The sequence below is a fragment of the Kitasatospora sp. NPDC041917 genome (assembly GCF_055589745.1).
In genome coordinates, this window is sequence record NZ_JBVJBI010000004.1 from 1 (window position 1) to 20,055 (window position 20,055).

Genomic DNA, 20,055 nt, shown 5'->3' on the forward strand with positions numbered 1-20,055 from the left:
ATCCGCCGCTACATCATCTGGCGGAACAAGCACGCCGCCGACGAACGCCTACGCGCAGTCGTCGCCAGGGCCAACGTTGCCTGATGCGGCACTAGCTCTTGATGCGGTTGGTGAGTTCGGTGACCTGGTTGTAGATCGAGCGCCGCTCGGCCATCAGCGAGCGGATCTTGCGGTCCGCGTGCATCACCGTGGTGTGGTCGCGGCCGCCGAACTGCGCACCGATCTTCGGCAGCGAGAGGTCGGTGAGCTCACGGCAGAGGTACATCGCGATCTGCCGGGCCGTCACCAGCACGCGGCTGCGCGAGGATCCGCAGAGGTCGTCCACCCCCAGGCCGAAGTACGCGGCGGTCTGCTGCATGATGACCTGCGCGGTGATCTCCGGGCCGGCGTCCTCGTCCCCGCCGGGGATCAGGTCCTTGAGGACGATCCCGGCCAGCTCCAGGTCCACCGGGGCCCGGTTGAGGTTGGCGAAGGCGGTGACCCGGATCAGGGCGCCCTCCAACTCCCGGATGTTGCGGGTGATCCGGGAGGCGATGAACTCCAACACGTCGGCGGGAGCGTTGAGTTGTTCCTGGATCGCCTTCTTGCGCAGGATCGCGATCCGGGTCTCCAGCTCCGGCGGGGTGACGTCGGTGATCAGACCCCACTCGAAGCGGTTGCGCAGCCGGTCCTCCAGCGTGGTCAGCAGCTTGGGCGGCCGGTCCGAGGAGAGGACGATCTGCTTGTTCGCGTTGTGCAGGGTGTTGAAGGTGTGGAAGAACTCCTCCTGCGTGGACTCCTTGCTCGCGAGGAACTGGATGTCGTCCACGAGCAGGATGTCCATGTCCCGGTAGCGGCGGCGGAAGGTGTCCGCCTTGCCGTCCCGGATCGAGTTGATGAACTCGTTGGTGAACTCCTCCGAGGACACGTAGCGCACCCGGGTGCCCGGGAAGAGGCTGCGCGAGTAGTGCCCGATGGCGTGCAGCAGGTGGGTCTTGCCCAGCCCGGACTCGCCGTAGATGAAGAGCGGGTTGTACGCCTTGGCCGGGGCCTCGGCGACCGCCACCGCCGCCGCGTGCGCGAAGCGGTTGCTGGCGCCGATCACGAAGGTGTCGAACAGGTACTTGGGGTTCAGCCGGGCGGCCGGCTCGTCCTTGCGGGAGCCGCCGGCCGGGGGAGCGCCGGGCGGGGCGGGCACCCCGGGGACGCCGGGACGCTCGGCGGAGCGCTCCGGGGAGGCCTTCTCCGCGGGACGGCCGCCGGTGGGGCGGGAACCGCCGGCCCGGCGGCCGGCGCCGGCCCGCGGCTGCTCGTTCGGGCCGGGGCCGTAGGCGCCGCCGAAGAGGTCGCCCTGGGTGGTCGCGGGCGGGCCGGGGACGGGCCGCGGCGCCTGGCGGGGCGCGGGCTCCTCCGGGTCGCGGTAGGCGGGTGGCTGCTCCTGGTAGCCCTGCCAGCCCTGGCCGCCGCCGGGGCCGCCGTACGGGGCCTGGCGCGGGTCGTAGCCGCCGGTGTCGTAGCGGGGCCGCTCGTAGTCCTGCTCGTACGGCTGCCCCTGACCCTGCTCGTAGGGGTGGCCCTGCTCGTACGGCTGGCCGTGTTCGTACGACTGCGGGTAGTCCTGGCCGCCGTAGTCGGGGGCGTCCTCCTCGGCCGGGCCCGGGTAGGGCTCGGCGGGGGACTGGGGGGCGGGTGCGGGCGTGGTCGGCACCGCGTTGGCGTCGACCATCACGGCGATCCGGACCGGGCGGCTGAGCTCACGGCTGAGGGCCTCGGTCAGCTGCGGCAGCAGCCGGCCCTCCAGCACCTGCTTGGCCCGCTCGTTCGGGGTCGCCAGCAGGGCGGTGTCGTGCATCATCCACATCGGCTGGGTGCGCTGCACCCACTGTTTGTCCATCTCCCCGACATCGGGGTCGTTGACCAGCCGCTCGACGACCCTGGCCCAGACCGGGACGAGGTCGCTGTTGACATCAGCCACTGGTGCACGCTTTCCAAGAACAAACCAGACAAGTTCTGCAACGGTAGTCAGCGAACAGGGCGGGATCAAGTCGTTGTCCACAGGCTGTGGGTAAGACGGGCGATCGCGGGCTGGTTTGACCCCCGTGCCCCGTCCCGCGTACCGTAACCAGGTCGAGTTGTCGATGGCCGCTGCCGCATGTCCGCGGGTCCACCCGCTCCATAAGGCGCGCAGCACGGGCGCCGTGGATTGCCTCAGACCCCAGCCGAACTGGGGCGATGGGCCGGATTTCCGAATCAGGGGAGATCACGCGGACGCACGGTGACGGCCAAGCGATTTCCCGTCATCCTACGATTCACCTCAGGAGCCCCCGAGTGAGCAAGCGCACCTTCCAGCCGAACAACCGTCGTCGCGCGAAGACCCACGGCTTCCGGCTGCGTATGCGTACCCGCGCCGGCCGTGCCATCCTGGCCGCCCGCCGTGGCAAGGGCCGCACCAGCCTGTCCGCCTGATCCGCGCCAGAGTCTGTTGTGCTGCCCTCCGAGAATCGGCTGCGGCGGCGCCAGGACTTCGCGACCGCGGTGAAACGCGGTCGTCGGGCCGGCCGGCCCCTTCTGGTCGTCCATCTCAGCAGAGACGGTGACCCGCAGGGGCAGACCGACCGGACCAGCGACTCCCGCCCGCACGTCGCCGAGGGGACTCCTTCGGCGCGTGCGGGTTTCGTCGTGAGCAAGGCCGTTGGCCCGGCGGTCGTCCGCAATCTGGTCAAGCGCCGGTTGCGTCACCTCGTTCGTGATCGTCTGTCCAGGCTGCCCGCCGGTAGCCTGATAGTGGTGCGTGCGCTGCCCCAGGCCGCGACCGCCTCGTACCAGGACCTCGAACGTGACCTGGACGCGGCACTCAAGCGGTTGCTGAGGACGGAGCCCGCCGCCACGGCGCCGACGGGAGCAGGTCGATGAAGTACCTGCTGATGGGTCTGATCAGGGTCTACCAGTGGACCATCAGCCCACTGCTCGGTCCGGTCTGCCGTTATTACCCCTCCTGCTCGCACTACGGCTACGAGGCCGTGAAGGTGCACGGGGCGGTGAAAGGCGGCGGGCTGACCGTGTGGCGCATCCTGCGCTGCAATCCGTGGACGCCCGGCGGGGTCGATCATGTCCCGCCGCGCAAGCATCCGGTGTGGCACCGGCGGTTGCGGGACTGGCTGAAGAGCCCGTCCGCCACCGGAGACCCGGTGACCGCCACCCCCGCCGGTCCGGACCCCGAGGGCCCGGCGACCATTGGTCCCGTGCGGCCAATCCACCTGTCCAAGGAGCCTGACCGGTGACCTTCTCCTTCCTGAATCCCCTGTACACAGCGGTGTCCTGGATCATCGTCCAGTTCCACTCGCTGTACAGCCACATCTTTGACCCGGACGGTGGCTGGGCCTGGGGTCTCGCCATCGCCTCGATGGTGGTCGTCATCCGGATCTGCCTGATCCCGCTCTTCGTGAAGCAGATCAAGGCGACCCGGGCCATGCAGGCGATCCAGCCGAAGATGAAGGCCATCCAGGAGCGCTACAAGAACGACCGGCAGCGCCAGTCCGAAGAGATGATGAAGCTGTACAAGGATGCGGGTACCAACCCGTTCTCCAGCTGCCTTCCCATCATCGTGCAGGCGCCGTTCTTCACCGCCCTCTACGGCGTGCTCGCCAAGGTCGCCAAGGGCCAGGACATCGGTGTCATCCACGGTGACCTGCTGGTGAGCGCCGGCAAGGCGCACATCTTCGGTGCCCCGCTCTCCGCGACCTTCGTCGGCAGCCCCGAGACCAGCGTCAAGATCGTCACCGCCGTGATGATCATCCTGATGTCGCTGTCGCAGTTCGTCACCCAGCGCCAGCTGATGACCAAGAACGTCGACCTCACGGTGAAGACGCCGTTCATGCAGCAGCAGAAGATGCTGATGTACGTCTTCCCGATCATGTTCGCCGTGATGGGCATCAACTTCCCGGTCGGTGTCCTGGTCTACTGGCTGACCACCAACGTCTGGTCGATGGGCCAGCAGCTGATCGTCATCCACAACAACCCGACCCCGGGCAGCATGGCCTTCCAGGAGCGCCAGGAGCGTCTGAAGAAGGCCGGCCGACTGCGTCCGGACGGTACGGAGATCAAGGGCGCGCTCTGGGGCATGCTGCCCCCGTCCAAGGCGGCCGTGAGCGAGGCGGCCAGCGCCGCCGCGGTGGTCGAGGAATCGGTGCAGGCGCGCCGCCAGCAGCCCCGTCGGCAGAGCAAGGCCCAGCGCCAGCAGGGCGGCGTCGGACAGCCGACCGTGGAGCCGGGCAAGGACGCCCCGGCCGAGGAGCCCACCGACGCAGCTCCGGCCGACACCGCCCCGGCGGACTCCCCGGCCGATGCCGGTGGCAAGCCGGCGGCCGCCAAGCAGAGCACGGCCAAGCCGGCCGGTACCAAGCAGGGCACCCGGCAGCAGCCGAAGCGCGGTGGCGGCCAGCGGCCGAAGAAGAAGTCCTGACCGGCCCCAAGCCTGTTGTGACAGCCGCGAAGAGCTTCGTTCCCGGCCCGGCAGACGGGCCCATCTCCGAAGGAGTCCATCAGTGACGGAAGGCACCACCTCCGCCGTCGAGGCCGAGACCGCCGCCAGTTCCGACGAGAGCCTCATCTCCCGTCTGGAGCAGGAGGGCGACATCGCGGCGGACTACCTGGAGGGTCTGCTCGACATCGCCGACCTCGACGGTGACATCGACATGGACGTCGAGGGCGACCGCGCCCTGGTCTCCATCGTCAGTGACGGCAACGACCGCGCGCTGCAGCGCCTGGTCGGCCAGGACGGCGAGGTGCTGGAGGCCCTCCAGGAGCTGACCCGGTTGGCTGTCCACCGGGAGACCGGCGAGCGCAGCCGCCTCATGCTGGACATTGCCGGCTTCCGGGCCCGCAAGCGCGAGGAGCTGGCGGTGCTCGGGGCCAAGGCCGCGGAGCAGGCCAAGAGCAGTGGCGAGCAGGTCAAGCTGCGGCCGATGACTCCCTTCGAGCGCAAGGTCGTCCACGACGCGGTCGCCGCGGCCGGCCTGCGCAGCGAGTCCGAGGGCGAAGAGCCCCAGCGGTTCGTGGTCGTGCTGCCGGTCTGAGGCCGACAGGTCGACGACCGGCCGCCGTGGCGGCCGGAGAGCTTCACCGGACGTGACCCCGTCCGCCTCGTGCGGGCGGGGTCGTCGTCCCTTCTGGGATGTTTCACGTGAAACAGTGCGTTGAGCGGGTCGGTGGATCCGGGGATCGGAGAGGTCGAGATGGACACGGAGAACGCGGCTGCCGGCCGGCCGGGGGCGGACGTGGACCCGGCCGCTGAGGGGCGGGCCACCGAGCTGGAGCATCCTGGCGAGGCACCGGCCGTCGCCCGGGAGGTCTTCGGGGAGCGCTACGACGCCGCGGTCCGCTACACCGAGCTGCTGGCCACCGCGGGCGTGCAGCGCGGGCTGATCGGGCCCCGCGAGGTGCCCCGGCTCTGGGACCGCCACGTGCTGAACTGCGCGGTGCTGGCCGAGCTGCTGCCCTCCGGCATCACTCTGTGCGACGTCGGCTCCGGGGCCGGCCTGCCGGGCATCCCGGTGGCGCTGGCCCGTCCGGACGTCTCGGTGACGCTGCTGGAGCCACTGCTGCGCCGGACCACCTTCCTGGAGGAGGTCGTCCGGGAGCTGGGCCTGGACAATGTCACGGTGCTGCGCGGTCGCGCGGAGGAGATGGTCGGCAAGCTCGCGGTGGACGTGGTGACCGCCCGGGCGGTGGCGCCGCTGGACCGGCTGGCCGGCTGGGGCATGCCGCTGCTGCGCCCGCACGGACAGATGCTGGCGCTCAAGGGCGACAGCGCGGAGCAGGAGCTGGCCGAATCGCGGGCCGGTCTGGCCAAGCTGGGTGCGGTCGAGTGGAGCGTCATCGCGGTCGGCGAGGGCACCCTGGAGACCTCGACCCGGGTGATCCAGGTGAAGGCGGGGGAGAGCCCCGGCGGGGTGAAGGCGGCCACCCGGCGTGCCAAGGCGGCCCGGGCGGGTCGCACCGCGAGCGTCCGGAACGGCGAGCGCGGCCGGGGCGGGCGGCGCCGCAGCCGCTGATCCGGCGTGACGCCGACGACGTACCGAACACGGGCGGACGGGCCTCCTGCGAGGGAGGATCGTCCGCCCGTCGTCGTTCAGGTGGCGGACGGGCCGCTGTTCCCCCCGGCGTTCGGCCGGGTGGTGCCCCCGGGACTCCGGAGTGTCGCAACGTCAGATTTCCGGCATAGCGGGCATGGTGTTTCACGTGAAACGTCGCTCCTTGCTCTCGGGCATCCTCCGCCGTGACCGGGCGGCGACTGTTGCCGCTCCGGTTTCACGTGAAACACTGACCCCCATGCAGGACTCGGAGACCGTCGACCAGATCGATGACACGCCCATCGCACGGGCTGCCCAGGCTGCGGTTCAGGCGATCGGCCGAGCGGGCGAGGGACTGCCCCGGCCCGCCGCCACCCGGGTGATCGTGGTCGCCAACCAGAAGGGTGGGGTGGGCAAGACCACCACCACCGTGAACATGGCCGCCTCGCTCGCCATGCACGGCCTGCGCGTCCTGGTCGTCGACCTCGACCCGCAAGGCAACGCCTCCACGGCGCTCGGCATCGACCACCACGCCGAGGTGCCGTCCATCTACGACGTCCTGGTGGAGGGCAAGCCGCTGGCCGACGTGGTGCAGCCGGTGCACGACGTCGAGGGGCTGTTCTGCGTTCCCGCCACCATCGACCTGGCCGGCGCCGAGATCGAGCTGGTCTCCCTGGTGGCCCGGGAGAGCCGGCTCCAGCGGGCCATCGCCGCCTACGAGCAGCCGCTCGACTACATCCTGATCGACTGTCCGCCCTCGCTGGGTCTGCTGACGGTCAACGCCCTGGTCGCCGGCCAGGAGGTGATGATCCCGATCCAGTGCGAGTACTACGCCCTGGAGGGCCTCGGTCAGCTGCTGCGCAACGTCGAGCTGGTGCGCGCGCACCTCAATCCCGCACTGCACGTGTCGACCATCCTGCTCACCATGTACGACGCCCGGACCAGGCTGGCCGCCCAGGTCGCCGAGGAGGTCCGGACCCACTTCCACCAAGAGGTGCTGAGCACGGCGATCCCGCGCTCGGTGCGCATCTCGGAGGCGCCCAGCTACGGGCAGACGGTGCTCACCTACGACCCGGGCTCGACCGGGGCGCTCTCCTACCTGGAGGCCGCCCGCGAGCTCGCGCTGCGTGCGGTGGGCCAGGGCGGCTCGCTGGTGGGTCAGCAGCGGGACGGCCAGCAGGGGCACGGCGCCCCGGTGGCACAGCACGGCACGACGGAGGGTCATCAGTGAGTGCTCGCAGGGTTGGTCTGGGACGAGGGCTGGAGGCGTTGATCCGCCCCGCCGCGCCGGTGGACGGCGGGGCGGAGGCGAAGCCCGCGGCAGCCGCGCCCGCACCGGCCTCGGTGACGCCGCTGCCGAGCGGCCGCGGCACGGTGGCGGCCCGGGCGGCCGCGGAGAAGCGGGCCGAGCAGGCGCAGCCGGCCGGTGCGTACTTCGCCGAGCTGCCGCTGGACGCGATCACCCCGAACCCGCGCCAGCCGCGTGAGGTCTTCGACGAGGACAAGCTGGCCGAGCTGGTCACCTCCATCAAGGAGGTCGGGCTGCTCCAGCCGATCGTGGTCCGCCAGGTCGGTGCGGACAGCTTCGAGCTGATCATGGGCGAGCGCCGCTGGCGCGCCTCCCGGGAGGCCGGGCTGGAGCGGATCCCGGCGATCGTCCGGGCCACCGAGGACGACAAGCTGCTGCTGGACGCGCTCCTGGAGAACCTGCACCGCGCCGAGCTGAACCCGGTGGAGGAGGCGGCCGCCTACGACCAGCTGCTGCGGGACTTCGCCTGCACCCACGAGGAGCTGGCCGACCGGATCGGCCGCTCCCGCACGCACGTCTCCAACACCCTGCGGCTGATGAAGCTCCCGCCGTCCGTCCAGACCCGGCTGGTGGCCGGGACGCTGATGGCCGGACACGCCCGGGCGCTGCTCGGCCTGTCGGGGCCCGAGCAGCAGGAGCGGCTGGCCGCGCGGGTCATCGCCGAGGGCCTCACGGTGCGCAACGTCGAGGAGATCGTCGTGCTGATGCGCTCGGAGGAACCGGAGGAGCCCAAGCGCCAGGCGCCGAAGGCGGGCAAGCTGAACTCCCCGGCCTTCAACGACCTGGCGAGCCGGCTGTCCGACCGCTTCGACACCCGGGTCAAGGTCGAGGTGTCGCAGCGCGGCGGGAAGCTGGGCAAGGGCAAGGTGGTGCTGGAGTTCGGCTCGGTGGAGGACCTGAACCGGATCCTGGACAGCATGGCCCCGGGTGAGGACGGTCTGCGGCTGTCGCAGGGCTGAGCCGGACCGGCCGGCCGAGGGCAACGACCCGATGGGTGCGTGTTCCACGTGAGCGCTGTTTCACGTGAAACATGCACCCATCGGCGTTCGTGGGGGAATGCTCGACCGTGAGAGGGAGGAGGTGCGGCCATGGGACGGCGGATCGCTCCGCTGACGCTGGACAACCTCGGGGACCTGCCGAACGGCTGTCGCTCCTGCGTGTTCTGGGAGCTGGACCCGGTCAGCGCGAAGGAGGCGGTGGAGGCGGGCAAGCCGGAGCTGGAGAAGGAGGGGTGGATCTCCACGGTGCTGCTGGAGTGGGGCTCCTGCGGGCGGATCGTCTACGTGGACGACCGGCCCGCCGGGTTCGTGCTCTACGCACCGCCCGCCTACGTCCCCCGCTCGCAGTCCTTCCCGACCAGTCCGGTGTCGGCGGACGCCGTTCAGCTGATGGTCAGCCGGGTGCTGCCGGGCTACCAGCGCCAGGGCCTCGGCCGGGTGCTGGTGCAGACGGTGGCCAAGGACCTGATCGGGCGAGGGGTGCGGGCGATCGAGGCCTTCGGCTCGTCCGGGCGGGTGCCGACCAGCTGCGTGCTGCCGGCCGACCATCTGCTCGCGGTCGGCTTCAAGACCGTCCGCCCGCACCAGCGCTACCCGCGGCTGCGTCTGGAGGCGCGGACGACGCTCTCCTGGCGGGGTGATGTGGAGGGGGCGCTGGAGCGGCTGTTGGGCGGCGGGCGCAAGGAGCCCGCGCTGCGGCCGTTCTAGCGGTCGCCTCCGTAAGGCGTCTCCGTAGGGCGTCGCCGTAGGGCGTCTCCAGGGGCGTCCGGAGGGCCGGGCCCGGAAACGACGGCGGCGGGGGTCCCCACCGAGGGGAGCCCCGCCGCCGTGCGGTCGACGACCGGAAGACCTAGATGAACTCGGCCAGCTCGCGCAGCAGCGCGGCCTTCGGACGGGCACCGGTGATGGACTTCACCGGCTCGCCGTCCTTGTAGACGATCAGGGTCGGGATCGAGATGACGCCGTACTTGGCGGCGGTCGCCTGGTTGGCGTCCACGTCCAGCTTGGCGATGGTCAGCTTCTCGCCGTGCTCGGCCGCGATGTCGTCCAGGACCGGGGCGACCTGGCGGCACGGGCCGCACCAGGTGGCCCAGAAGTCGACCAGTACGGGCTTCTCGCTCTTCAGGACGTCCTGCTCGAACGTCGCGTCGGTGACGGTGGTGGTGGCGCCGGCCACGGGAACTCCTCGGGTTCGGACGGAGGGGGCTGCTGCCAGGAGAACAACGGGTGGACCCGTTTTGTTCTGCCCGGCCGGGGCGGGGGTGTTTCACGTGGAACACCCCCGTGGGGCGGAGGGTGGGGCTCAGACCGCGACGGCGGCCTTGGCCTCCAGGTCGTCCAGCGCGGCCAGGTAGCGCTCGGCGTCCAGGGCGGAGGAGCAGCCGGTGCCGGCGGCGGTGATGGCCTGGCGGTAGGTGTGGTCCACGACGTCGCCGGCGCCGAAGACGCCCGGGATGTTGGTCCGGGTCGAGGGGGCCTCGACCTTGAGGTAGCCCTCGGCGTCCAGGTCCAGCTGGCCCTTGAAGAGCTCGGTGCGCGGGTCGTGGCCGATCGCGATGAACAGACCGGTGACGGCCAGCTCGCGGGTCTCGCCGGTCGTGGTGTCGCGCAGGGTGACACCGCTGAGCTTCGGGTCGCCGTGGATGGCCTCGACCGCGCTGTCCCACTCGAAGCGGATCTTCGGGTCGGCGAAGGCGCGCTCCTGCATCGCCTTGGAGGCGCGCAGGGTGTCCCGGCGGTGGATGATCGTGACGCTCCTGGCGAAGCGGGAGAGGAAGGTCGCCTCCTCCAGAGCGGTGTCGCCGCCGCCGACCACTGCGATGTCCTGGTCGCGGAAGAAGAAGCCGTCGCAGGTGGCGCACCAGGAGACGCCACGGCCGGAGAGCTTGTCCTCGTTCGGCAGACCGAGCTTGCGGTGCTGGGAGCCGGTGGTGACGATCACGGCGCGCGCCTGGTGCACGTTGCCCTCGGAGTCGGTGACGGTCTTGATGTCACCGGTGAGGTCGACCGCGACGATGTCGTCGGGGATCAGCTCGGCGCCGAAGCGCTCGGCCTGGGCCCGCATGTTGTCCATCAGCTCGGGGCCCATGATGCCGTCCCGGAAGCCCGGGAAGTTCTCGACCTCGGTGGTGTTCATGAGCGCACCACCGGCGGTCACGGCCCCCTCGAAGACCAGCGGCTTGAGGGAGGCACGGGCCGTGTAGAGCGCGGCCGTGTACCCGGCCGGGCCGGAACCGATGATGATCACGTTACGGACGTCGCTCACTGCTTCTCCTGGTTCGCATCGCGACCCGCGTTTGCTGCGGGGAGGGCGGTCCTGCTCCGCCGCCCGGGACAACGACTGACCAGTGTCTCGCATTCCCAGGCGGATCAGTACCAGGCGCCCGAAGTCCGGAAGCGGCGTGCCGCCGTCGGCGTGGATCGCATGGGAACCGCCGGTCAGCGGCTGGGAACGGCCTGGTGCAGGACGACCGGGCCGCAGTCGGGGGAGCGCAGGTAGACGTCGACGGAACCGGGGCGGCCGGCCAGGGAGTAGACCAGGACGTCGACCGGGGCGCCGTGGTAGCTGCCCCGGTGGGTGGCCAGCGGGGTGCCGGAGGCGGGTGCCGGGCAGCCCGGGCCGCTGGGGGAGGCGGGGGAGGGCGAGTCGGGCTCCGGGCGGCCGCCGTCGGCGGGCAGGGCCCCCTCGGACTGGGCGGGCCCGGTGGCCAGCAGTCCCGGGACGTTCTTCGAGCGGGCCAGCAACTGTTGCACCTGGGCGGCGAGTTCGTCGTCGCGGTACTCGGTGCCGGCGCCCGCCGTGTGCGGGGCGCGGACATCGTGGCCGTCGGTGGTCACGGCCGGGGCGCCGCCCGCGGTGGCCGCCACCGTGCCGGACCCGTCGTCGGGGTGGAGCAGCAGTGCCCCGCCGAGCCCGAGGGCGGCCAGGACGGCGGCCGTGCCGAGCAGCAGGGCGAACCGCCGCCGGCGGGGGCGGGCGCGGCCGGGCCCGCCGGCCGAGCCGGACCGGCCTGCGGGTCGGTCGCCGGATCGGGCCACCGGCCGGGAGGCGGCGGAGGAGGGCGTGACGGGCGCCGTGGCGGCACGCGCGGACCGGGCCGGGGCCTCGGCCCGGTGGTCGGCCGCGGGGGCCTCCTGGGCCGGTTCGACGGCCTCGCGGCCGTTACCGGCGGTTGCGGCGGCGGCTGCGGCCTCGGCCAGCGCCGCGTCCAGCCGGGCGGCGACGTCGGCCGGCATCGGCGGGGTCTCGACGTCGCCGAGTATCGCCTGGACCTCGGCGAGGGCCTCGACGGTCTCCCGGCACTCGGCGCAGCCGTCCAGGTGCCGGCGCAGCGCCCCGATGGTGTCCGGGGACTCGATCAGTCCTTCGGCGAGGTCGGCCAGCCGCTCGACCGGGGGGTGGTCCTCGGCGGGGTCGGGGAAGGAGGGGTGGGCGTTCATCGGGTGCTCGCGTCTCCTTCCAGGACCGTCCGGCCGGTGCTCGGGCCCGCCCCTGTGACGGTGCCGGGCGGCTTCGGGTTCCCCCGGGTGTCGCGGCGCGGCGGGGCCGAGCCGCGGGCGGGCGGTGTTTCACGTGAAACATCGGGCTCGCGCAGGTGCCGGACCAGGGGGAGGAGCCGGGCCCGGCCGCGCGCGCAGCGGCTCTTCACGGTGCCCACCGGAACGCCCAGCAGTTCGGCCGCCTCGGCCACCGGGTACCCCTGCATGTCGACCAGCACCAGTGCGGCCCGCTGCTCGGCGGGCAGCTCGGCGAGCGCCGCGGTCAGCTCGCGGTGCAGCTCGGCCCGGACCACCGGGAAGTCGGCCGGCTCGGCGCTGCCGACCAGGGTGTCCAGCCGCTGGGGGTCCTCGTCGAGCGGGGTGGTGCGGCGGGTGGCGCCGCGCCGGGCGCGGTCCAGGCAGGCGTTGACCACGATCCGGTGCAGCCAGGTGGTGACCGCCGAGCGGCCCTGGAAGCCGGCGGCGGCGCGGAAGGCGGAGACCAGGGCGTCCTGGAGGGCGTCGGCGGCCTCCTCGCGGTCGCCCAGGGTACGCAGGGCGACCGCCCAGAGCCGGTCGCGGTGGCGGTCCACCAGCAGACCGAAGGCCGCCGGGTCGCCGGCGACGTGCCGGGCGAGCAGCGTCGCGTCGTCCGTCGGGTGCGCGTCGTCCGCCACCGTCACCCCTCCCTCCCGGCCGCCGGTCCGTGCCGCGTCCGCGGTCGTCGGATCAGCCGGAGACCTTCACCTCGGCGACGTGGCCGCGGAACCTGCCGTCGGTATCCTTCGTCAGACCGGTCAGCCAGATCAAGAGGTACCGCGTGGTGACCGGGGAGTCGAGGGTGTACTCGACGTTGCTCCCGGTCTTCTTCCCGACGACGGTGAAGGCGTCCGGCTTGGCCTGCAGCGGGTTGGCGCCGGCGGCCGGGGTGGGCAGCCGCAGCTCCGCGGACTGCTCGCCGCCGGAGAACTGGACGTTCACCGAGGAGACCGGCTGCGGCGAGCCGAGGTCGATCAGCAGGCCGGTGCCCGACTTCAGCGCGGGCGGTTTGGCGCCGAACTGGTCGACGTACCAGCCGGTGGTCCACGAGGTGCTCAGGTCGCCGTCGATGGCCTTCCCGATGCTCTCGGTGCCCTCGGGCCCGTCGCCCAGGGGGTTGTAGGACTGCGCGTCCTTGACGGCCAGCGTCACCGGGTTGTGGGTGCTGGCCTGCGGGCTCGGCGCGGTGCTGCTGGTCGAGGGGGCCGGGGACGCGGTGGCCGACCCGGTGTGCCGCAGGCTGTCGACGAACTGCCAGGAGGCGACGCCGATCGCCCCCAGCGCGACCGTCCACGCGGTGGCCTTGACCACCCGGCGCAGCCGCCGCCTGGTGCGCCGGGAGGAGGTCGGGCGGGAGGAGGCCGGCAGCGGGGCGACGGTGGTGTCGGCGACCCGGGTCGGGTTGGGCGCGGTGGGCAGCGCGTGGGTGTTGTGCCGGGGCGGGACCGGGAAGGCGGGCAGCTCCGGTTCGGGCTGGCGGATCCGGGGCATCTGCGCGATCGCCCGGACCAGCTCCTCCGGCGTGGTGATCGGCTGGGCGTGGTGCGGCGGCTGGTCGAACAGGGCCCGCGCGGCGAGCTCGGACAGGCCCTTGTGGACCCCGGCGCGGACCTGGTCCGGCGCGGCGTTCTGGAGGCCCTTGGGCAGGCCCTGGAGGTCGTAGCGGTCCTCCGGGTACGGCCAGCGGTGGGTGAGCGCGGCGAACAGCAGTGCGCCGATCGCGCGGGTGTCCGCCCGCTGGGCGTCCTCGGCGTCCTCGGCGGGCAGCCCGCGCAGGGCGGCGTCCACCGCGATGCCGTTGATCCGGTACTGGCCGCTGTCGGTGCGCAGCACGCAGCGCGGGGTGAGCCGCAGGTGGGCCTGGCCGCGCCGGTGGGCGGCCGCGACGGCGTCGGCGACCTGGCGGACCATCTGGTACGCCTCGTGCGGCTCCATCGGGCCGTTGGCGAGCAGCCTGGCCAGGTCGGAGGAGTGCGGCAGCCACTCCCGGACGACGTAGACCAGCTCGCCCTCGTGGACGGCGTCCAGGACCTGGACGAAGCGCGGGTCGCCGAGCAGCGCGGCGGACTTGGCGGCCGCCACCACCTTGCGGGCCCGCTGGTGGCCGGAGGCCATCAGGTGGACGCCGACGGCCCGGCGCAGCTTCTCGTCGACGGCGCGCCAGCTGCTGAAGGTCTCGGTCTGGGAGATGCACTCCTCCAGCCGGTACCGGTGGCCGATCATGTCGCCGCTGCGGCGCTGCGGGGCGGGGAGGGTGCGCGGGAGGGTGGCGGTGTCGCGCGGGTCGACCGTGGGCTGCGGGTCGGTGGGGCGGCGCGCGGGGCGGGCGGGTTCGTCGGCGGGCTTCTTCCGGGGGGAGCCGGCGGCCAGTTCGGCGCGGAGCTCCTGCACGGAGAGCGGTGCGGTGATCTCCGAGGTCTCCTCGCCGGCGGGGGTGCCCGGTCCTGCGGCCGGTGCGTCGTCCCCGCTCTCGTCCTCGTCCTTGTCCGCGTCGGTGCGCCCGGGGACGGCGGCAGCGGTGGTGGCGCCCTCGCGGGCGTCCGCGGAGGTGCTCCCGCCGGCGTCCTGCGAGCCCGTGAGCTCGTCGATCGCCGCGGCCAGTGCGGCCTCGTCCGTCGCCGCGTCAGCTGCTGACGTGTCGACGACGGCCTTGGTGCCATCAGCCACCGTGGTCCTGCCTCCCCTTGTGTAGCCCCGGCCTGAGAGATTCGCTGGAGCCCGGGGGTCGGCGGCCCTGTGCTCCAGGACAATTGTGCCCACTCTTCTCCACCGGGTACGACCGCTGGGACGTCCGCTCGGTTGCACGCGGGTGGAGAGATGTGGTGCAGATTGGACACCGGGTCGCCATCCGACGGTCGGGCGGACCCGAACCAACCGGTGACCCAGCACTCGGCCGGACGAGCGGAGGAGCGTCTCGCTCCGGTTGACGCCCGGTCAGGGCGTCCGCTCGTCCGGCCGGTGGTCGGACGGTCAGCGGCCCAGCCGGCCGCGGACCATGCCCAGCATGGCGTTCAGTTCCTCGATCCGCAGGCGCTTCGCGATGAGCACGAAGACCGCCAGCTGGAGGCCGCCGGCCACGACCAGGGCCGCCACGCTGCCCGGCCAGCCGCCGAGCACCTGCTGGACCCCCAGGCTGGCGCCGAGGCCGACCAGCGCGGCCGGGACGCAGGCGGCGGCCAGCCGGCTGTACGTCCTGCCGATCCGCTTGGTGTCCAGTCCGCCGATCCGCTTCTTCAGCTTCGGCATCGCGACCGTCACCCCGACGGCGTAGGCGAGGCCGTAGCCGAAGGCGAGGCCGACCACCGTCCACTCGGCGGGCAGCACCAGCCAGCACAGCAGGGCGAAGCCGGCCTGGCAGGCCGCGACCCAGACGGTGTTGGAGAACGGCGTGCGGGTGTCCTCGTAGGCGTAGAAGCCGCGCAGCATCACGTACTGGGCGGAGTACGGGATCAGGCCCAGGGCGAACGCGGAGAGCATCAGACCGACGTTGGTGGCGTCGTTCAGGACGGTGTCGTTGCCGCCGACCGCGTAGATCGCCCGGCCGATCACCGGGCCCAGCGACAGGAACAGGAAGGCCGCCGGGACGACCGCGACCGCGGTGGTGCGCAGGCCGTAGGAGATGTCGTCGCGCACGGCGCCGGCGTCCTCGTCGGCCGCCGCCCGGGAGAGCCGGGGGAGCACCGCGCTCATGATCGAGACGGTGATCACGGCCTGCGGGAGCTGCCAGATCAGCAGCGCGTTGGAGAACGCGGCCAGGCCGACGCCGTCGTGGCCGGCCGCCGCCGCGGCGTCGCCCGCCTTGGTGGACAGCTGGGTGATCACCAGGTAGCCGGCCTGGTTGGCGAGCACGAAGAAGAACGTCCACTTGGCCAGCCGGGCGGCCTTGCCCAGGCCGTGACCGCGCCAGTCGAAGCGGGGCCGGAAGCGGAACTCGGCGGCCCGCAGGTACGGGATCATCGCCAGCGACTGGACGACCAGACCGATCAGGGTGCCGAGGCCGAGCAGCCGCACGCCCTCGGGGGAGATGCCCTCCGGGGTGACGTGGGTGGTGCCGAACCCGCTGTAGACCCAGATGTAGGCGGAGAAGGTGAAGATCACCACGATGTTGTTCAGGACCGGGGTCCACATCATCGCGCCGAAGCGGCCGCGGGCGTTGAGGATCTGGCCCATCACCACGTGGATGCCCATGAAGAAGATGCTCGGCAGGCAGAAGCGGGCCATCGCCACCGTGGTGTCGGCGCGCTCCGGGTTGGCCATCATCGGGTGGGCGATCAGCTGCACCAGCACGGGCGCCCCGAGCACCGCCAGGAAGACCACGCCGCCGAGCCCGACCATCACCAGGGTGAGCAGCCGGCTGGCGTACGCGGTGCCGCCGTCCTCGTCGTTCTTCATGCTGCGCACCAGCTGCGGCACGAAGACCGCGTTCAGCGCGCCGCCGCCGATCAGGATGTACAGCAGGGTCGGCAGGGTGTTCGCCGCGTTGTAGGAGTCACCCATCACGCCGACACCGATGGCCGCGGTGATCACCATGGTCCGGACGAAGCCGGTGCCGCGGGAGACCAGCGTGCCGGCCGCCATGATCGCGCTGGAGTTCAGCAGGCTGGCGACCTTGCCGCCACCGGCCGCCTGGGCGGGTTCGGCGGCGGGCGCCTGCTGGGAGGCCTGCTCCTCGGCGACGACGTCGGACAGCGGTTCGACGGCCGGGGGCACCGCGACGGCGGCCACCTGCCTGGTGGCCTCCTCCTCGGAGAGCGGCGGGTCGAACTCGATCGGCGGCACGAAGTGCTGCTGCCCGCCCGGAGCGCCGCCGTGCTGCGGCTGCCCCGGGTAGCCGCCCGCCGGCGGGTACGGGGCGGGGCCGACCGGAGGGGCGGTCGGCTGGACCTGCTGCGGGGCCGGGGCGGGCTGCGGGACCGGCGGCTGGGCCGCGGACTGCGCCGGGCGGCCGCCGAACAGGGCGTCCACCCCGACGTACTCGGTGGTCTCGGTGTCCCAGGCGGAGTGCGCCGGGCCCGGCTCCCACTGCGGCCGGGGCTGCTCGACGCCGCCCCAGTGGCCACCGGCGGCCTGCGCCGGGGCCGGCTGCTGCGGCCAGGCGCCCTGCACCGGGGTGTCCCAGCCGGGCTGCACCGGCGGCACCGGGGCCGCGAACTGCTGCTGGGCCTGGTACGGGGTCGGCGGCACCGGCGTCGGGTAGCCGCCGCCCTGCGGCGGCAGCTGCGGCGGCACGTCGTACGCGGCGGCCGGCGGCTGGGGCGCGACGGGCCGACCGGCCTGCAGACCGTACGGGTCCTGGCCGTCCTGCGGGTGCCCGTACGCGTCCGCCGCGTACGGGTCCTGGGCGTAGGTGTCGGCCACGTACCAGTCGCCGGACGGCGACTCGGCGCCCGGCCGGCTCTCACCGCGGCCCGACGGCCGCTCCTCGCTGCGCCCGGTCATGTCACCTCTTCGCTGTCGTGGGGGAGGCCGGCCCGGCGGTGCGGGGGGTCGGCGGTATCAAGGACCAACCTTCTCATCACCGGCGGCCCGATCCCGGCCATCCGGGCTGCTGCCGCGCGGTGTCTGCGCGGGACCGTCACCTCGGGTGTCGTCCGTCCCGCCGGCCCGGTCCGGTTCCGCGGCCCCGGCGCGATCCGCGGTGGAGTCCTGCGCCGTGTCCTCCGAGGCGCCCTCCGCCGTGTCCTGCGCCGTGTCCTCGGCCGTGTCCCGCGCTCCGGTGCCGTCCGCCGCCGGGGCGTCCCCGACCGGCTGGTCGCCGTCCTCGTGCGGCTGCCCGCCGCGTCGCTTGCGCTGGCGCACGAAGCGCAGCGCGGCCAGCAGCAGCAGGACACCGGCGCCCGCGAAGATGTACAGCACCCCGTTGGTCACCGAGGTGACCTCGACCTTGAACTGCTGGGGGTCGCCGTACGGCCGGGAGTCGGGGCCGGTGGTCCACAGCTGGGCGGTCATCGCGACCGTCCCGTTGTTGTGCGCCTCGGCGTTGAAGCGCAGGGTCACGCTCTGCGAGGCCGGGAGGACCAGCTCCTCCTCCTTGCTCACCCGCAGCCTGTTCGGCTGGGCCGAGGTGAGCACCAGCTTCAGGTTGGTGACCGTCTGGGTCAGGTCGTTGCGGACGCTGACCTGGAGCAGACCGGTGTTGCCGGCCAGGGTGACGACGTTCTTCTTCGGCACCTGGACGGCGCTGGTCAGCTCCTTCAGGTACTTCGTGACGCCGGCGCGGTAGGTGCTCCCGGCCGGCGGCTGGCTGCGCCACTCGGTGGACAGCGAGCGGACCATCGCGGCGCTGAACGGGCCGCGCACCCGCTGCGGCAGGGTGAGCACCCGCATCAGGGTGTCCAGGTCGTGCTGGATGTCGTCGGTGCGGCTCAGGTCGGCCGCCGGCAGCTCCGAGGCGCGGGCCTGGGTCGGGTAGTCGGTGGGCGCCGGGACGGCGGTGTTGGCCTTCGGGTCGGCCGCGGACTGGGCCACCGCGTCCAGCTTGACCGAGGAGATCCACTTGCCGTCCGCCGTCTGCAGGGCGCTCGCCAGCGCCTTGGCGCCGGCGACGCTCAGCTCGCGCGGGGGCAGGACCAGCAGTCCGCGCTGGTTCTGCGGCTGCTCGTGGGTGATCGCGAAGGTCTCGGCGAGGAAGCGCTGGGTGGCGTCGGTCTGCGCCTGCGGGCTGCTCAGGTCCTTGTCGAAGAGCGAGGAGACGGTCTCGTCGGCCACCACGGCGCTCTGCCCGCCGCCGATCGGGCGGACGGCGGTCGGGGTGTAGTTGAGCGAGTCCGCCTCGGGCATGCTCGCGCCGTTGACCAGCACCAGCCCGCTGCCCGACTGCTGGGCGAGGGAGGCGATCTGCTGGTCGAGGTAGCCCTGGAACGGCCAGGCGACGTCCGACCGGGTGTCCACGGCGAGCCGGCCCTCGACGGTCAGCCGGCCGGCGGTGGCCGCCTTGCTCAGCGCGGTGGTCATCCCGGTCAGGTCGGAGCCGTTGTGGGCGATCGAGGCGAGGTCCGGGTCGGCGTACGGCAGCGAGACCACCTGGGTGCCCGGCTTGGCGACGGCGGCCCGCAGCTTGTCCAGCCAGGCGACGGCGGCGGCCGAGGGCTGCATTTGGACGGTGTTGTCGTCCTTGACGGACTTGCCCGACCCCTCGGTGCCCGGCTTCTGCACCCGGTAGGTCTTGGTCATCGCGAGCGCGGCGTCCAGCAGGTCCGGGTCGATCACCCAGGTCAGGCCGTTCAGCTTGGCGCCGGTGTCGACCAGTTCGTACAGCCGGCCGCCCGGGGCGAACTCGGTGGCCAGGCTGTCGTCGCGCAGCACCGAGACGGGCTGGTCGTTGCTGTCGGTGGTGGTCTGGGCGGCCACCACCGGCGCGTGCACCAGCGGCCAGACCGTGGCGACCTTCGTCGGCTGCGCCTCGGCGCCGCCCGGGTTGTACGGCAGGAAGGTCCGGGCGATGCCCAGGGGGCGGTCGCGCGGGTTGTCGGCGGTCCCGCCCCAGGCGTCCACCGCGAGCTCGTACGCGCCGCTCGCGGACAGTCCGAGGTCGCTCACCGCGACGCTCAGCGTGTACGGCTGGCTCTGCCCCGGGTTCAGCTCCGGCAGGGCGTACTGGGGGGTGTCCAGCTCGGTGCCGTCCTTGCCGTCCGGCGTGGAGCGGTCGGCCACGTTGGCCAGGTCGCTGCGCCGGTCCAGCGGCTTGTTGGAGTACGGCTTGCGGACGGCCGCGTGGGCGCCCTTGACCGCCGACTTGCCGGCGTTGGTGACGTGTCCGGTGATCGTCACGATGCCGTTCGGGGTGGCCACCTGCGGGCTGAGCGTGTCGATGGTCATCACCACCGGGTACTCGGCCGTGATGGTGGAGTCCGCGGCCGGCCGGACGTTGCCGCCGGCGGGCAGCGCGCCGGCCGGGGTGGCCGTGAAGAGGGTCAGGGCGGCCGCGCAGGCGGCGGCCAGGCGCGCGCCCGCCCGGCGCGTCCGGCGGGCCGGATGACGCCCCTCGGCGGGGCGCTCGGCCCCTCCAGGCTGTCGGTGCGTCCCCAGGCCCGAGTGCCGTGCCGGCTCACTCACTCGCTTCGCCCTCGCCGTTCTCGATCGTTCGCTGCTGATGCTGTCGTCCGGCGCGGTCCGCCCGACGGTTTTCGCTTGACTCTCTTGGATCGCTCCGCCCGACGCCGTCGCCGCACCGCTGCCG

The 20,055-nt window shown here is 72.7% G+C and carries 17 protein-coding genes and 1 pseudogene; 10 read left to right on the forward strand and 8 right to left on the reverse strand.

Annotated features, from left to right (window positions below; translation table 11 throughout):
• Positions 1–84 (forward strand): annotated as a pseudogene (locus ACZ6EM_RS05735) (transposase); the annotation flags it as partial.
• A 7-nt stretch (positions 85–91) separates the two neighbouring features.
• On the opposite strand, the gene dnaA reads toward ACZ6EM_RS05735, so the two are convergent.
• Positions 92–1,954, reverse strand: coding sequence for a chromosomal replication initiator protein DnaA (dnaA, locus tag ACZ6EM_RS05740; protein WP_359906998.1), 1,863 nt, complete (start codon positions 1,952–1,954; stop codon positions 92–94).
• Positions 1,955–2,307: 353 nt separating this feature from the next.
• Between dnaA and rpmH the strand changes: the two genes are divergently transcribed.
• The 9 genes from rpmH to ACZ6EM_RS05785 all read left to right on the forward strand — a co-directional run bounded on the left by rpmH (position 2,308) and on the right by ACZ6EM_RS05785 (position 9,065).
• Complete coding sequence (gene rpmH / locus ACZ6EM_RS05745; protein ID WP_030392420.1) at positions 2,308–2,445, forward strand: 50S ribosomal protein L34; 138 nt, start codon at positions 2,308–2,310, stop codon at positions 2,443–2,445.
• 18 nt (positions 2,446–2,463) lie between these two features.
• Positions 2,464–2,892, forward strand: coding sequence for a ribonuclease P protein component (gene rnpA, locus ACZ6EM_RS05750; RefSeq protein ID WP_049655849.1), 429 nt, complete (start codon positions 2,464–2,466; stop codon positions 2,890–2,892).
• Complete coding sequence (gene yidD / locus ACZ6EM_RS05755) at positions 2,889–3,260, forward strand: membrane protein insertion efficiency factor YidD (protein WP_465771794.1); 372 nt, start codon at positions 2,889–2,891, stop codon at positions 3,258–3,260. Before rnpA ends, yidD begins: the two co-directional genes overlap by 4 nt.
• The gene (yidC, locus tag ACZ6EM_RS05760; RefSeq protein WP_380541253.1) at positions 3,257–4,441 is read left to right on the forward strand and encodes a membrane protein insertase YidC; all 1,185 of its coding nucleotides are present in this window, start codon (positions 3,257–3,259) and stop codon (positions 4,439–4,441) included. The genes yidD and yidC overlap by 4 nt, the downstream gene beginning before the upstream one ends.
• Positions 4,442–4,523: 82 nt before the next feature.
• Positions 4,524–5,054 (forward strand): Jag family protein, encoded by a 531-nt coding sequence (locus ACZ6EM_RS05765; protein WP_380541256.1) that lies wholly within the window; start codon positions 4,524–4,526, stop codon positions 5,052–5,054.
• Between the two features lie 159 nt (positions 5,055–5,213).
• A complete protein-coding gene (gene rsmG, locus ACZ6EM_RS05770) occupies positions 5,214–6,032 on the forward strand; it encodes a 16S rRNA (guanine(527)-N(7))-methyltransferase RsmG (protein WP_452180237.1) in 819 nt (272 codons plus the stop codon).
• Positions 6,033–6,336: 304 nt separating this feature from the next.
• Positions 6,337–7,281 carry a ParA family protein gene (locus ACZ6EM_RS05775; protein ID WP_359907026.1) on the forward strand — a complete coding sequence of 315 codons (945 nt, stop codon included), beginning with the start codon at positions 6,337–6,339 and terminating at the stop codon, positions 7,279–7,281.
• Positions 7,278–8,318 (forward strand): ParB/RepB/Spo0J family partition protein, encoded by a 1,041-nt coding sequence (locus ACZ6EM_RS05780; RefSeq protein WP_359907012.1) that lies wholly within the window; start codon positions 7,278–7,280, stop codon positions 8,316–8,318. Before ACZ6EM_RS05775 ends, ACZ6EM_RS05780 begins: the two co-directional genes overlap by 4 nt.
• A 129-nt stretch (positions 8,319–8,447) precedes the next feature.
• Positions 8,448–9,065 carry a GNAT family N-acetyltransferase gene (locus ACZ6EM_RS05785; RefSeq protein ID WP_359907015.1) on the forward strand — a complete coding sequence of 206 codons (618 nt, stop codon included), beginning with the start codon at positions 8,448–8,450 and terminating at the stop codon, positions 9,063–9,065.
• A 142-nt stretch (positions 9,066–9,207) separates the two neighbouring features.
• Here the strand turns inward: ACZ6EM_RS05785 and trxA are convergent, their stop codons facing one another.
• The 7 genes from trxA to ACZ6EM_RS05820 form a co-directional block, all read right to left on the reverse strand.
• Positions 9,208–9,534 (reverse strand): thioredoxin, encoded by a 327-nt coding sequence (gene trxA, locus ACZ6EM_RS05790; protein WP_359909516.1) that lies wholly within the window; start codon positions 9,532–9,534, stop codon positions 9,208–9,210.
• 126 nt (positions 9,535–9,660) lie between these two features.
• Positions 9,661–10,623 (reverse strand): thioredoxin-disulfide reductase, encoded by a 963-nt coding sequence (trxB, locus tag ACZ6EM_RS05795; RefSeq protein WP_401056365.1) that lies wholly within the window; start codon positions 10,621–10,623, stop codon positions 9,661–9,663.
• Positions 10,624–10,796: 173 nt separating this feature from the next.
• Positions 10,797–11,798 (reverse strand): hypothetical protein, encoded by a 1,002-nt coding sequence (locus ACZ6EM_RS05800; protein WP_465771795.1) that lies wholly within the window; start codon positions 11,796–11,798, stop codon positions 10,797–10,799.
• Complete coding sequence (gene sigM / locus ACZ6EM_RS05805) at positions 11,795–12,514, reverse strand: RNA polymerase sigma factor SigM (protein ID WP_465771796.1); 720 nt, start codon at positions 12,512–12,514, stop codon at positions 11,795–11,797. Before sigM ends, ACZ6EM_RS05800 begins: the two co-directional genes overlap by 4 nt.
• A 52-nt stretch (positions 12,515–12,566) precedes the next feature.
• A complete protein-coding gene (locus ACZ6EM_RS05810) occupies positions 12,567–14,543 on the reverse strand; it encodes a serine/threonine protein kinase (RefSeq protein WP_401051993.1) in 1,977 nt (658 codons plus the stop codon).
• Between the two features lie 303 nt (positions 14,544–14,846).
• Entirely contained in the window at positions 14,847–17,315 is a 2,469-nt protein-coding gene (murJ, locus tag ACZ6EM_RS05815) for a murein biosynthesis integral membrane protein MurJ (RefSeq protein ID WP_401051990.1), read from the reverse strand.
• A 57-nt stretch (positions 17,316–17,372) separates the two neighbouring features.
• Positions 17,373–19,931, reverse strand: a complete 2,559-nt coding sequence (locus ACZ6EM_RS05820) for a DUF6049 family protein (protein WP_452180380.1) — start codon at positions 19,929–19,931, stop codon at positions 17,373–17,375.
• Positions 19,932–20,055: the final 124 nt, after the last annotated feature.